At 63.4% G+C, this 13,233-nt stretch carries 11 protein-coding genes; 9 read left to right on the top strand and 2 right to left on the bottom strand.

The window, feature by feature from the left end:
* The first annotated feature begins 18 nt into the window (after positions 1 to 18).
* A complete protein-coding gene (gene yidC, locus ABH945_RS10545; protein WP_429250520.1) occupies positions 19 to 1,680 on the top strand; it encodes a membrane protein insertase YidC in 1,662 nt (553 codons plus the stop codon).
* A gap of 196 nt (positions 1,681 to 1,876) precedes the next feature.
* On the opposite strand, the gene ABH945_RS10540 is transcribed toward yidC, so the two are convergent.
* Complete coding sequence (locus tag ABH945_RS10540) at positions 1,877 to 2,281, bottom strand: transcriptional regulator (protein WP_074762612.1); 405 nt, start codon at positions 2,279 to 2,281, stop codon at positions 1,877 to 1,879.
* A gap of 367 nt (positions 2,282 to 2,648) precedes the next feature.
* Between ABH945_RS10540 and mnmE the strand changes: the two genes are divergently transcribed.
* The 3 genes from mnmE (at position 2,649) to ABH945_RS10525 (ending at position 5,812) form a co-directional block, all read left to right on the top strand.
* Positions 2,649 to 4,043, top strand: coding sequence for a tRNA uridine-5-carboxymethylaminomethyl(34) synthesis GTPase MnmE (mnmE, locus tag ABH945_RS10535; protein ID WP_429250519.1), 1,395 nt, complete (start codon positions 2,649 to 2,651; stop codon positions 4,041 to 4,043).
* A gap of 175 nt (positions 4,044 to 4,218) precedes the next feature.
* On the top strand, positions 4,219 to 5,406 hold the full coding sequence (locus ABH945_RS10530; RefSeq protein ID WP_429250518.1) for a tyrosine-type recombinase/integrase: 1,188 nt from the start codon (positions 4,219 to 4,221) through the stop codon (positions 5,404 to 5,406).
* A 244-nt stretch (positions 5,407 to 5,650) separates the two neighbouring features.
* Positions 5,651 to 5,812, top strand: a complete 162-nt coding sequence (locus tag ABH945_RS10525; RefSeq protein WP_171910180.1) for a hypothetical protein — start codon at positions 5,651 to 5,653, stop codon at positions 5,810 to 5,812.
* A 69-nt stretch (positions 5,813 to 5,881) separates the two neighbouring features.
* Here ABH945_RS10525 and ABH945_RS10520 read toward each other — a convergent pair whose 3' ends face one another.
* Positions 5,882 to 6,226 (bottom strand): ecotin precursor, encoded by a 345-nt coding sequence (locus tag ABH945_RS10520; RefSeq protein ID WP_429250517.1) that lies wholly within the window; start codon positions 6,224 to 6,226, stop codon positions 5,882 to 5,884.
* A 294-nt stretch (positions 6,227 to 6,520) separates the two neighbouring features.
* Between ABH945_RS10520 and ABH945_RS10515 the strand changes: the two genes are divergently transcribed.
* Genes ABH945_RS10515 through ABH945_RS10495 form a run of 5 tightly spaced genes read left to right on the top strand, consistent with a single transcriptional unit; the run spans position 6,521 to position 13,230 of the window.
* Positions 6,521 to 8,146, top strand: a complete 1,626-nt coding sequence (locus ABH945_RS10515) for a methyl-accepting chemotaxis protein (protein ID WP_074766205.1) — start codon at positions 6,521 to 6,523, stop codon at positions 8,144 to 8,146.
* Between the two features lie 57 nt (positions 8,147 to 8,203).
* Positions 8,204 to 8,668 (top strand): chemotaxis protein CheW, encoded by a 465-nt coding sequence (locus tag ABH945_RS10510; protein ID WP_074762608.1) that lies wholly within the window; start codon positions 8,204 to 8,206, stop codon positions 8,666 to 8,668.
* On the top strand, positions 8,665 to 10,113 hold the full coding sequence (locus ABH945_RS10505) for a CheR family methyltransferase (RefSeq protein WP_429250516.1): 1,449 nt from the start codon (positions 8,665 to 8,667) through the stop codon (positions 10,111 to 10,113). Before ABH945_RS10510 ends, ABH945_RS10505 begins: the two co-directional genes overlap by 4 nt.
* Positions 10,114 to 10,120: 7 nt before the next feature.
* Positions 10,121 to 10,789, top strand: coding sequence for a chemotaxis protein CheW (locus ABH945_RS10500; protein WP_429250515.1), 669 nt, complete (start codon positions 10,121 to 10,123; stop codon positions 10,787 to 10,789).
* Positions 10,786 to 13,230: a hybrid sensor histidine kinase/response regulator gene (locus tag ABH945_RS10495; protein WP_429250514.1), complete on the top strand. Its 2,445-nt coding sequence runs from the start codon at positions 10,786 to 10,788 to the stop codon at positions 13,228 to 13,230. Before ABH945_RS10500 ends, ABH945_RS10495 begins: the two co-directional genes overlap by 4 nt.
* The last annotated feature ends 3 nt before the right edge of the window (positions 13,231 to 13,233 follow it).

The raw sequence follows: 13,233 nt of genomic DNA, 5'->3' as shown, positions 1-13,233 counted from the left end.
TCGACACTGAGACAACGCATGGATATCAAACGCACCGTCCTATGGGTCATCTTTTTCATGTCAGCGGTCATGCTGTTCGACAACTGGCAACGCGACCATGGACGCCAGTCGATGTTCTTCCCGAGCGCCACGCCGACCAGCACGACTGGTAGCGCCGCACCGGGAACCACGACGCCTGGAACCCAGCCCGCCGATCTGCCGGCCACCAACGCAGCCGCTCCCGGCAATGCGCCGGCGGCCACGCAGTCGCAACTCGTCAAGTTCAGCACCGACGTCTATAGCGGTGAGATCGACACGCGCGGCGGTACGCTGTCGAAGCTGTCGCTCGTCAAACAGGGCGACGGCAAGACGCCGGATCTCGTGATCACGCTGTTCGACCGTACGAACAACCACACGTATCTGGCGCGCACGGGCCTGCTCGGCGGCGATTTCCCGAACCACAACGACATTTTCACGCTGATGCCGAATCAGCAGACCGAGCTGACGGGCGACGAAAAGTCGTTCAGCCTCAGCTTCGAGTCGCCGGAAAAGGGTGGCGTGAAGGTCATCAAGACCTACACGTTCACGCGCGGCAGCTACGTGATCGGTGTCGAGACGAAGATCCAGAACGTCGGCAGCACGCCGGTGACGCCGTCGGTCTATATGGAACTGGTGCGCGACGACCAGCCGGTGGAAACGCCGCGCTTCTCGCACACGTTCATCGGGCCGGCTGTCTACACCGACCAGCATCACTTCCAGAAGATGACGTTCGGCGACATCGACAAGAACAAGCAGGATTACGCGACCTCGGCCGACAACGGCTGGATCGCGATGGTCCAGCATTACTTCGCGTCGGCGTGGATTCCCGAACATGGCGTGAAGCGCGACATCTACGTCGAGAAAATCGATCCGTCGCTGTATCGCGTGGGTGTGAAGCAGCCGCTGCCGACCATCGCGCCGGGCCAGACGACCACCGTGTCGGCACGCCTGTTCGCGGGTCCGGAAGAAGAGCGCATGCTCGAAGGCATCGCGCCGGGTCTGGAACTGGTCAAGGACTACGGCTGGGTCACGATCATCGCGAAGCCGCTGTTCTGGCTGCTCGAGAAGATTCATAGCTATGTCGGCAACTGGGGCTGGTCGATCGTGCTGCTCACGCTGCTGATCAAGGCCGTGTTCTTCCCGCTGTCGGCTGCGAGCTACAAGTCGATGGCGCGCATGAAGGCGATCACGCCGCGTATGACCGCGCTGCGCGAACGCTTCAAGGGCGATCCGCAGAAGATGAACGCCGCGCTGATGGAGCTGTACAAGACCGAGAAGGTCAATCCGTTCGGCGGCTGTCTGCCGGTCGTGATTCAGATTCCGGTGTTCATCTCGCTGTACTGGGTGCTGCTGTCGTCGGTGGAAATGCGCGGCGCACCGTGGATTTTGTGGATTCACGATCTGTCGCAGCAAGACCCGTTCTTCATCCTGCCGGTGCTGATGGCCGTCTCGATGTTCCTGCAGACCAAGCTGAACCCGACGCCGCCGGACCCGGTTCAAGCCAAGATGATGATGTTCATGCCGATCGCGTTCTCGGTCATGTTCTTCTTCTTCCCGGCTGGTCTGGTGCTGTACTACGTGGTGAACAACGTGTTGTCGATCGCGCAGCAGTACTACATCACGCGAATGATGGGTAAGCCGAAGACGCCGAAAGCGGCTTGATGTTCGAACGATGGAGAGGGCGAAACGCCCTTCTCCGTCGAAGCTGAAAGCCAGCTTGCAGTGCAGATGCAAAAAGCCGCCCGGTGCGAACCGAGCGGCTTTTTTTATTGCTTTGGGGTCGTCCTGAAGCGGCTCTGGAGGCGCTCGCCCTGATCTTCAGAAAGATAAGGCGTAGCGCTCGGAAAGCGCCGCCCAATCACTCCTCCGTGTCGTCGCCGTAAAAGCGCACAATCATTTCTTCGACCAGAGAACGGTCTTTCGGATTGAGCGACGCAATCTTCGAAGCAAGTTCGATGGTTTCGGGTGTCGGCGGATACTTCTCTCCACGCGCCATTCCCCGGTTGTTTTCCGCAGGCGGCGATCCGTAGTGAAGCCAATGCTCTTTGACACCCAGCCATTCGGCCAGCGTGCGCAACTTGTCCGGCATCGGAATCGTCGTACCGGTGAGCCATTTGTGCGCGGTTTGCGGTGTAACCGGACGCTCGCCGCGATATCGGCGATTGAACTCGGTGGCGAGCTTGGTCCCGCCGCGAATCTTCAGCGGCTCTAGCGATTCCTTCAACCTTTTGGCGAAGGCTGCTTTTTCTTTGGTGGTCGGCATGAGCCAGATTGTGCAATTGAGTGTCTAACCAGTTGACAACTGACCAAGCTTCGTTTTAGCGTATTTGAGATAGATTTAGCTTGCCGTCCCAGGTGGAGAAAGCGTTCAGCCAGATTTGATTTTTTTCATCTTTTCTTTATCTGGCGGGCGTTTTCGGGCGACGCGTGTCTTAACCTATCTTAAATATTCCTAGGTGTGCAGATAACAATCGTAGCTTGATTGAGATAAATCTTAGGTCATGCGAAATACTGGCCAAGCGACGTAGTCCTCTGTGGAGCGCAGCGGCCGTCGAATGCACCCGCGTTACAATGCCTCGGCGCGCCATCTGTGCCGGCCCTTCCCTCTTCCCGCTTTTTGCCACGTTCCCATGCTCACCACCGATTCCGATCCGATCGTCGCCATTGCCACCGCGCCCGGCCGTGGAGGCATCGGTGTCGTGCGGATTTCGTTCGGCCGGGCGGGCGAGTCAGCAGCCCAGCCGCTGATACAGACGCTAACCGGCCAGGCGCTCGCGCCGCGTCACGCGAGCTATGTGCCGTTTCTCGACGCCAGCGGCAGCGCGCTCGACCGCGGCATCGCGCTCTACTTCCCGGCGCCGCATTCGTACACCGGCGAACACGTGCTCGAACTGCAAGGCCACGGCGGCCCGGTCGTCCTGCAACTCGTGCTGCAACGCTGCATCGACGCGGGTCGCGAATTCGGTCTGCGTCTGGCCGAGCCGGGCGAATTCACTCGCCGCGCTTTTCTGAACGACAAGCTGGATCTGGCGCAAGCCGAAGCCGTTGCCGATCTGATCGAGGCGAGCACCGAAGCCGCCGCGCGCTCGGCGGGCCGTTCGCTCGACGGCGCGTTCTCACGAGACATTCACGCGCTGGTCGAAGAAGTGATCACGCTGCGGATGCTGGTCGAAGCGACGCTCGATTTCCCGGAAGAGGAAATCGACTTCCTCGAAGCCGCGGACGCGCGCGGCAAGCTCGCGCGCATCCGCGAGCGTCTCGCGCACGTGTTAAGCGAAGCGCGGCAGGGGGCGTTGCTGCGCGAGGGGTTGTCGGTGGTGCTGGCGGGACAGCCGAACGTCGGCAAGTCGTCGCTGCTGAACGCGCTGGCCGGCGCGGAGTTGGCGATCGTCACGCCGATCGCCGGCACGACGCGCGACAAGGTCGCGCAGACCATCCAGATCGAAGGCATTCCGCTGCACGTAATCGACACCGCCGGTCTGCGCGATACCGAAGACGAGGTGGAAAAGATCGGCATCGCGCGCACGTGGAACGAGATCGAGCGCGCGGACGTGGTGCTGCATCTGCTCGACGCCCGCACCGGCATGACGGCTGACGACGAAACCATCGCTGGCCGCTTCCCGGGCGGAGTGCCGGTGGTGCGTGTGATGAACAAGACCGATCTGACCGGCCAGGCACCGGCGACTCAGGCGCTCGACGCGGATCGCGATCTCAGCGAAGTGCGTTTGTCGGCGAAACAGGGCGACGGCGTCGCGTTGTTGCGCGACGAATTGCTGCGGATCGCCGGCTGGCAGGCGGGCGCGGAGAGCGTTTATCTCGCGCGCGAGCGTCATCTGATTGCTTTGCGGGCCGCGCAGGAACATCTGGCGACAGCCGCCGCGCATGCCGATCAGAACTCGCAGGCACTGGATCTGTTCGCTGAAGAATTGCGGCTGGCGCAGGATCAGTTGAACTCGATTACCGGGGAATTCAGTTCCGACGATCTACTCGGAGTGATTTTCAGCAGATTCTGTATTGGCAAGTGACGGCTAGACGCCTTATCGCCTTACACCCTCAATTCACTGAGGTTTCTAGCGTAAAGGGTCGGTCGCCTGCTAACCCATAGCGAACTCCGGTTGACCCAAAAAGCTTAAAGTCTTTGGTACACAGTCGTGTGGAAGGCTTAAAATCCGCACTGTTCCGCCTTAACGATCCAAAAGCATGCCCCGCCTGGCCGTACCCCTCACCGAATCTCAGATTCGCGCGCTCGAACCGCGCGCCACCCGCTACTGTGTCGCCGACGGCAACGGCCTTGTCATCGAGGTCATGACGACCGGCACCAAAATCTGGCGCTTCCGCTACACGCTGAACGGCAAACGCCAGCCGCTCGCCACCATCGGCGATTACCGGATGATCTCGCTGCGCGTCGCGCGGGCCAAGGCGCTGAAGTACGCGGAAATGGTCGACCAGGGCGTCTCGCCGGTGGCGACCGCACGGCGCGACCGCGGCGCGGAAAGCAAGGCGGACGTGCTGCGCGAGGCCGCCGAGCTGCATCTGTCGACGGCGATGTCGGGCAAATCGGCCGAATATCGGCGCACCACCCGCCGCGCGCTCGATAAGGACGTGTTGCCCGCCATCGGCAGCAAGCCGATCAACGCGGTCACGCCCGATGACATCGTCGCGATCTGCGAGAGCATCAAGAGCCGTGGCTCGCCAAAAATGGCGCTGCATACGCGCAACGTCGTCAAGCGCCTTTACGAGTATCTGATCGCGCGGCAACTCGCGTCCGGCAATCCCGCGGATGTCGTGTCGGCGCGTTCCATCGCCACTTTCGACAGCCGCACTCGCGTGCTGTCCGGCGAAGAAATCGGCACGCTGCTCCGCTCAATCGACGCATCGAGCATTCGTCGGCCGCTGAAGCTGGCGCTGCATCTGCTGGTTCTGACGATGGTACGAAAGTCGGACCTGGTCGAAGCACGCTGGGCCGAGTTCGATCTGGACGACTCGCGCTGGACCATTCCCGCCGCGCGGCTCAACGCGGACCGGGATCAGCATGTCTATCTGTCGCGGCAGGCCGTGTCGATGCTGCGTGAGCTTCATCACGCCAGGGCTAGCAGGAATTTCGTATTCCCAAGCGTCAGGGGCGACGACCGGCCGATTGCCCGAAGCACGCTGAATCAGGCGGTCAAGGCGCTTGGGCTGGAGGTGGAACATTTTGTTCTGCATGACTTTCGGCGCACGGCGTCCACACATTTGCGAACGATGGCGCAGGAATATGATGAGCCCGATTCAGCGTCGAGCGGCGCGTCGCAGGAATTGGATCAGCAGACGGCGGCGGAAAAACGTCGCATTGCTCAGCGTTGGGCGGATTTTGTCGACATGCAGATCGCGGCTGACAGCAAACGGTGAGCGCGTTTAAAAACGGGATCGGCGTGTCAGTGGCTAGGTGCACCCCTGTGGTCAAACATGCGGATTATGGTACACAATCAGGCAGCGCAGATGCGAGATCCTCACTCAGTCGTGGAAAACAGCCAACTCATCAGGTTATAGAAATATTAGCCCCAACGCCTCGAAACCCGCTGCAACACACCCATCCTTCCCCGATTTGATCGCCTAAACTGAAGCATCGATGCACGTCGTTATGGAGGCTCCGATGTCTGAATCGTTGATCGCTTATTTGCTCGGGCCCGCTGTGATGCTGCTGGTCGGCGTAGCAATCTGGGCATCGTCCCACTATCGACACACCACCAAGCCGCCACGGCTTGAGCGCTGGCTCGACACGCACTATGCAGAATGGCTGCATCACCGGCACTGAGCGGCGCGTATAAAACAAAAGGCCGTCGCGCGATGCGACGGCCTTTTTAACTGTAGTGCTCGAAGGCGCTTACCAGCCCGGTTGAGGCTGCGGTTGCGCATAGCCGTACTGCCCGGCTGGCGGCGCACCGCACGCGACGTACGCGCGCTGGTACTGGTCATAGCAGTATCCCGGCGGCGGCCCCGGGTAAACCGGCGCCTGCTGATACACCGGTTGTGCATAAACCGGCTGCGCGTAGACCGGTTGCTGGTAAGCGACCACCGGCGCTGGCGCCAACGCCGACGAAACCACCGCGCCCAGCACGGCGCCGCCAATCAGCGCGCCGACCACGTCGCCGCCATTGCCATGAGCCGACGCTTGCCCCGCCACGCTCAGACTCCCGACCATCACCAACGCCACTGCGATCTTTTTCATGTTCATCTCCACGCCGTTCAGGCATGAAAGGAATTGTGAAGGGAGTACATAGAAATAGATGCTGCAAGTGGTAACCGGACATTACGGTGTAACCGCACTCCGTCAGCCTGCCAGGCGTGTTCGTCTACCGGCAATTAGTCAGGCTCAAACAATCCCCCGATCAATGTAAAATTCGCCGCATAACCCGTCGGACAAATCTGACGACCCGCAGAGCTTTCCGATCCTGATCCCAGCGCAGACCGGTAGCAACACACTGGGATCGAGACAAAGCCAAAAAAAGTAAGGGGCGTGCGCGTGAAACAATGGACCATCCGGCAACGGATTCTGTGCAGCTTCGGGATCGTGCTGATCGTGATGCTGGCAATGGCAATCGTCACTTTCGAACAACTCGGCGGTATCGATCACGACGCAAAGAGTCAGCAGCAGGACTCGATGCCCGGCCTCTACTACGCCACCGCGATGCGCGCGGCCTGGTTCGAGAACTATAGCGTCACGCAGCGGCTGATCTATGTCGATGCGGACCCTGACTCCGTGAAGCGCGACACCACGCGTTTGCAGGAGACCCAGCAGACCCTTCAGAAGCTTCTCAGCGACTACGGCGCGACGATTTTCCGCGACGTCGACCGGGATCTTTTCAACGATTTCCGCCAGCAACACGCCCAATATCTGCCGATCCAGAACGCGTTGCTGAGCAACCTGCCCGCCTCGAAAGACAACGCCGCGCGCATTTTCAACGCGCAGCTGACGCCTGTCTGGGAAACCGGCCGGATCTCGATGCGCAAGCTGGTCGACAACAACAAGGGTTACGCGGACCAGGCTGCCGAAAGCATCCGTAAGTCGGTCGAGACGACCCGCGTCGTGTTGCTCGTGATGCTGCTGCTCGCCGCGCTCGCGGCCGTGCTGGCCGGCTACTGGCTGCTGCGCGCGGTCACGACGCCGATGGCCAAGGTGTTGCAGGTCGTCGACGTGATGCGCACGGGCGATCTCACGCAGCGCCTGCACCTGAATCGCGCGGATGAAATCGGTGCGCTCGAAGCAGGCTTCAACCGCATGACCGACGAAATCACCGCGCTGGTCGGCCAGGCGCAGAAGTCGGCGGTGCAGGTAACGACGTCGGTGACGGAAATCGCCGCGACGTCGCGCGAACAGCAGGCCACCGCGAACGAAACCGCCGCGACGACGACCGAAATCGGTGCAACCTCGCGTGAAATTTTTGCGACTTCGCGCGACCTGCTGCGCACGATGAACGAAGTGTCGGAAGTGGCGGGCCAGTCGGCGGCGCTCGCGGGCACCGGGCACGCGGGTCTCGCGCGCATGGAAGAAACCATGCGCCTCGTGATGGAGGCGGCCGGGTCGGTCAACGCGAAGCTCGCGATCCTCAACGAGAAGGCCAGCAACATCAACCAGGTGGTCGCGACCATCACCAAGGTCGCGGATCAGACCAACCTGCTGTCGCTGAATGCGGCGATCGAAGCCGAAAAAGCCGGTGAATACGGACGCGGTTTCGCGGTGGTGGCCACCGAAATTCGCCGCCTCGCCGATCAGACCGCCGTCGCGACCTACGACATCGAACAGATGGTCAAGGAGATCCAGTCGGCTGTGGCCGCGGGCGTGATGGGCATGGACAAGTTCTCCGAGGAAGTGCGGCGCGGCATGCTCGACGTGCAGAACGTCGGCGGCCATCTCACTCAGATCATCCAGCAGGTGCAGCAACTGGCACCGCGCTTCTCGATGGTCAACGATGGCATGCAGACGCAGGCCACCGGCGCGGAGCAGATCACGCAGGCGCTGACGCAACTGTCGGAGGCCGCGCAGCAGACGGCGGAATCGCTGCGTCAGTCGACCCAGGCTATCGACGACCTGACGCACGTCGCCAACAGTCTGCGCACGGGCGTGTCGCGTTTCAAGGTCGTGGCCTGACGGTGCGCGACCGCGCGCCCGTCAAAGCCAGTCCACCTACCGCCCGCCCACACGCCGATGCTTTTTATCCTCTTCACGCTCGATAGCGAACGCTACGTCATCGACGCGACGCAGGTGGAGCGTCTGATGCCGCTCACGCCGCAGTCGCCGCCGAAGACGATTCCCGGCGCGCCGTCGTGGGTCGCGGGCGTGCTCGATCACGACGGCACGCCGCTGCCGGTGATCGATCTGCCGGCGCTTGCGCTGGGCCGTCCCGCCGCACAGTTGATGTCGACGCGGGTGGTGCTGGTTCGCTATCCGCATGCCGGACAGGTGCGGATGCTCGCGTTGCTGCTGGAAGGCGCGACACGCACGATCCGGCTCGACGCCGACGCGTTTCAGGCAACCGGGCTCGACATGCCGAACGCGCGCTATCTCGGCCCCGTCGCGAGTGAAGCAGGTGGTCTGGTGCAATGGATTCGCGTCGAGCATCTACTGCCCGACGATGTAAAAGCGCTGCTGTTTCCCGAGGCGCACGCATGAACGCGCACCACGACAACGCGCCGCTTTACCGGCGTTTCGCCGAACTGCTGCATCGGACGATGGGGCTGGATGCGGCGTCGCTGGGCCATAGCGCGATCGAGCGCGCGGTCGATCAACGCGCCGCCGCGTGGCGCGCGGACGGTCACGCCGACGGCACCCTCGCCGACTACTGGGAAGCCACGCAAATATCGCCGTCGATGGTGCAGGCGCTGATAGAAACGGTCGTCGTACCGGAAACGTGGTTTTTCCGCGACGCCGACGCGTTCAAGGCGCTCGTGAAGCTCGCGCGCGAACGCCTGCATGAACGCGCCGCCGGGCTGCCTTTGCGCATTCTGAGTCTGCCCTGCTCCACCGGCGAAGAGCCTTACACGATTGCGATGACCCTGCTCGACGCGGGTATCGACGGCACGCAGTTTCGTATCGACGCGATGGATATCAGCGAGCGCTCGCTCGCGCTCGCGCAGCGCGCGATCTACGGCCGCAATTCGTTTCGCGGCAATGCGTTTGCGTTTCGCGACGCGCATTTCACGCGTATCGAAGACGGCTGGCGGCTCGCGCCGCGCATCGTCGACACGGTGCGATTTTCGCGCGCGAATCTGATGCAACTCGATGCGACGGCGCTTGGCGTCTACGACTTCGTGTTCTGCCGCAACGTGCTGATCTATTTCGACCGCGAAACGCAGCACACGGCGTTGCAGGCGCTCAATAGCGTGCTGGCCGAAAACGGCACGCTGTTCGTCGGTCCGGCGGAAACCGGGTTACTGGTACGCCACGGCATGCAGTCCGCGAAGATTCCGCTGGCGTTCGCGTTTCATCGCGCGGTATCGGCTGACACGCCATTGAGCGGCTGGCACGCCGCGCCGCTCGCGGGCGCCGCCGCACTCGCGATGACGCATTCGACGGTGCCCGCGCTCGCGCCCGCGCAGGTTTTTTCGGCCGAGCCTTTTGCGTGGCCCGATCCGGTCGCGCGGACGGTGTTCGAGGGTGTGACGCAGTTTGCCCAGCCGGCCAGTGGCGCGACACCCCGCTCGTCTTCGCTGAACGGCTCCGCACCGCTGAACTCGGGCAAAGCGCTCTCTGCGCACGCGTACGGCTCACCCGCGCCCGCCGTCACCGCACCGACCAACGCCGCCCGCGACACGCTCGACGCCGCACACGCGCTCGCCGATGCGGGCCGTCTCGCCGAAGCCGCGAGCGCGATCAACGTGTATCTCGAACAGCATCCGCCGCACGCCGATGCGTTCTACCTGCTCGGTGTTCTCGCCGACGCGAACGGCGACACGAATCTCGCGCGCGGCCAGTATCGAAAGGCGCTTTATCTCGACCCGCAGCACACCGAGGCGCTCGCGCATCTGGCGACGCTGCTCGAACTCGAAGGCGACCGCGCCGGTGCGCGTCTGCTGATGCAACGCGCGTCGCGCGCACAAGGGGTGTCGCGTGATTGAAGAGCGCATGATCGCCGTCGACGATTGCTGGAACCGCATCGGCGTGCGCGGCGATTCGTCGTGCGAGCGGCTCGACGAATACGTGCGCTGCCTGAATTGCCCGGTGTTCGAAACGGCTGCGGCCAAACTGCTCGAACGGCCGATTCCGCTGGTCGATCTTTCGCAGCACGATAGCCGCAGTCCTGAGCGGCGTGCTCACCACAATGCGCAAGGAGCGAGCGACTCGTTCCTCGTTTTCCGTATCGGCGATGAATGGCTCGCGCTGCCCACGTCGATCTTCAAACGCATTGTGCAGACGCGGCCGATTCACACGTTGCCGCACCGGCAGCATCGCGCGGTGCTGGGCGTGGTCAACGTGCAGGGCGAATTGCTGGTGTGCCTGTCGCTCGCTCGCCTGCTCGGGTTCGAGCCCGACGCCGCCGCACCGGAAGGTCGCGCGCGGCACGATTTGCCGCGCCTGCTGGTGGTATCGCGCGACGAAGAACATGCGGTGTTTCCCGTCGATCAGGTCGACGGTGTGCATCGGCTAGCAGCGGCCACTTTCTGCGCGCCGCCCGCCACGTTGTCGCAAGCGGCCGCCGCGCACACACGCGCGGTTGCGCCGTGGCGCGGCATGAGCGTCGGCCTGCTCGACGCCGACGCGCTGTTCGACACATTGAACCGGAGTCTCGGATGACGGACGACCCGCGCCGCCCGTCGCTGATCGACCTGTTCCGCGAAGAAGCGCGGACCCAGGCGCGCGTGCTCAACGACGGCCTGCTGGTGATCGACCGCACGCCGAACGACGCCACCGCACTCGAAGCATGCATGCGGGCCGCACATTCGCTGAAGGGCGCGGCGCGGATCGTCGGCGTGCCGGTCGGCGTCGATCTGGCGCATGCGATGGAAGATTGCTTCGTCGCCGCGCAGGAAGGCCGCGCGTTGCTCGACGCCGCGTGGATCGACGAGTTGCTGCGCGGTGTCGATATCGTCGCGCGGCTTGGCAACGATGAAGATGAATCGGCGCGTGAGGCGGTCGGCGCATGCGTGGCCGCGTTGCAGGCGCGGATGAAGAATGTGCCGCCGCATGGCGCGCCTTTGCGGCGTGAGGTGATGGCGAGGCCGGTTACGGAAGTGACTTCGACGCCTGCTCCAGTGCCTGCGCCGAGTGTGGCTGTTGAAACGCCGGGTGCTGCGGCCGGCAGCGCGGCGACGGCTTCTGATGCGGCTCCCGCTTCGAGCAGCACCGATCCAGACGCCGCCTTCAATCTGCTGGCAGAAGCCTTGCGCGCGGAAGCCGCACCAGCGCCTTCACCTTCGCCTGCAAACGAAGCAGCCACATCGCCCGTTGTGACCGGCAGCAGCAACGCAGCCGCCACCACCTCCGAACCCGGCCGCATGCTCCGCGTGCGTGCCGACAACCTCGACCGCCTGCTGTCGCTGTCGGGCGAATCGCTGGTCGAATCGCGCTGGCTCAAACCCTTCGCGCAATCGATGCTGCGGGTCAAACGCGTGCAGCGCGACAGCACCCGTGCGCTCGACCAGCTTCACGAAACGCTCGCGGACCTGAAGCTCGACCCGCGCGCGCAAGTCGCGCTCGAAGAACTCCGCCGCCTCACCGCCGAATCGCAGCATCTGCTGGCCGATCGTCTCGCCGATCTGGAGAGCTTCGATCGCCGCTCGACGCATCTGTCGCAACAGCTCTACGACGCCGCGCTGCAATGCCGGATGCGCCCGTTCGGCGACGGCACCAGCGGACTCGCGCGGATGGTCCGCGACGTCGCGCGCTCGCTCGGCAAGAAAGTGCGTTGGCAGCTGGTCGGCGAATCGACCCAGGTGGACCGCGACATCCTCGATCTGCTCGAAGCGCCACTCGGCCACATGCTGCGCAACGCGCTCGATCACGGCATCGAAGCGCCCGCCGTGCGCGCCGCGCGCGGCAAGCCGGAAGAAGGCACGCTCACGCTCGACGCGCGTCACACGGCCGGTGCATTGCTGATCACCGTGTCCGACGATGGCGCGGGCATCGATCTCGACGTGCTGCGGGCATCGATCGTTCGCAAAAAACTCGCGAGCGATGAAACCGCCGCGCGGCTGTCCGAAGCCGAATTGCTCGAATTCCTGTTCCTGCCGGGCTTCTCGCTGCGCGATCAGGTGACCGACGTGTCCGGCCGCGGCGTCGGACTCGACGCGGTTCACGACGTCGTCAAACGCGTGCGCGGCACGGTCCGCATCACGCACGAGCCGGGACTCGGCACGCGCGTGCAATTGCAGTTGCCGCTGACGCTGTCGGTGATCCGCAGTCTGCTGATCGAAGTCGCGGGCGAGCCGTACGCGGTGCCGCTCGCGCACGTGAACCGCACGCTGCAGGTGAGCCGCGCGGAAATCGAATTGCTCGAAGGCCATCAGCACATTGCGTTTTCGGGGCGGCGCATCGGCGTCGTCACCGCGCATCAGATTCTCGACACCGCGCCGCCCGTGGACGACACCGGCACCGTCTGCATGATCGTGATCGGCGACGGACCGCAAACCTACGGCGTCGTGGTCGACCGTTTTCTCGGCGAGCGGATGCTGGTCGTGCAGCCGCTCGACCCGCGTCTGGGCAAGATCCGCAACATCACCGCCGGCGCGCTGATGGAAAACGGCGACCCGGTGCTGATCGCCGATGTCGACGACTGGCTGCGTTCGGTCGAAAAACTGGTGGCCGGCGGCGACCTCCGGCACGCGCAACACAGCGGCGCGCACGTGACCCAGCGCGCAACCCGCCGCGTGCTGGTGGTCGACGACTCGCTCACCGTGCGCGAACTCGAACGCAAGCTGCTGGCCACGCGCGGCTACGACGTGACGATCGCCGTCGACGGCATGGACGGCTGGAACGCCGTGCGCGGCGAGCGCTTCGACCTCGTCATTACCGATATCGACATGCCGCGCATGGACGGCATCGAACTCGTCACGCTCATCAAACGCGATCCGCAATTGCAGGCGCTACCGGTGATGATCGTCTCGTACAAGGATCGCGAAGAGGACCGCCGCGCCGGGCTGGATGCGGGCGCGGATTACTATCTCGCGAAAGGCAGTTTTCATGACGAAGCACTGCTCGATGCCGTGCGTGATTTGATCGGCGAGGCCTACGGGTAAATC

The sequence above is a fragment of the Paraburkholderia sp. GAS333 genome (genome assembly GCF_050435665.1).
In the GTDB taxonomy this organism is placed as follows: Bacteria; Pseudomonadota; Gammaproteobacteria; order Burkholderiales; family Burkholderiaceae; genus Paraburkholderia; species Paraburkholderia fungorum_A.
The sequence above is the reverse complement of the archived record's forward strand: the minus strand, read 5'-3'. Positions and strand labels throughout refer to the sequence as shown.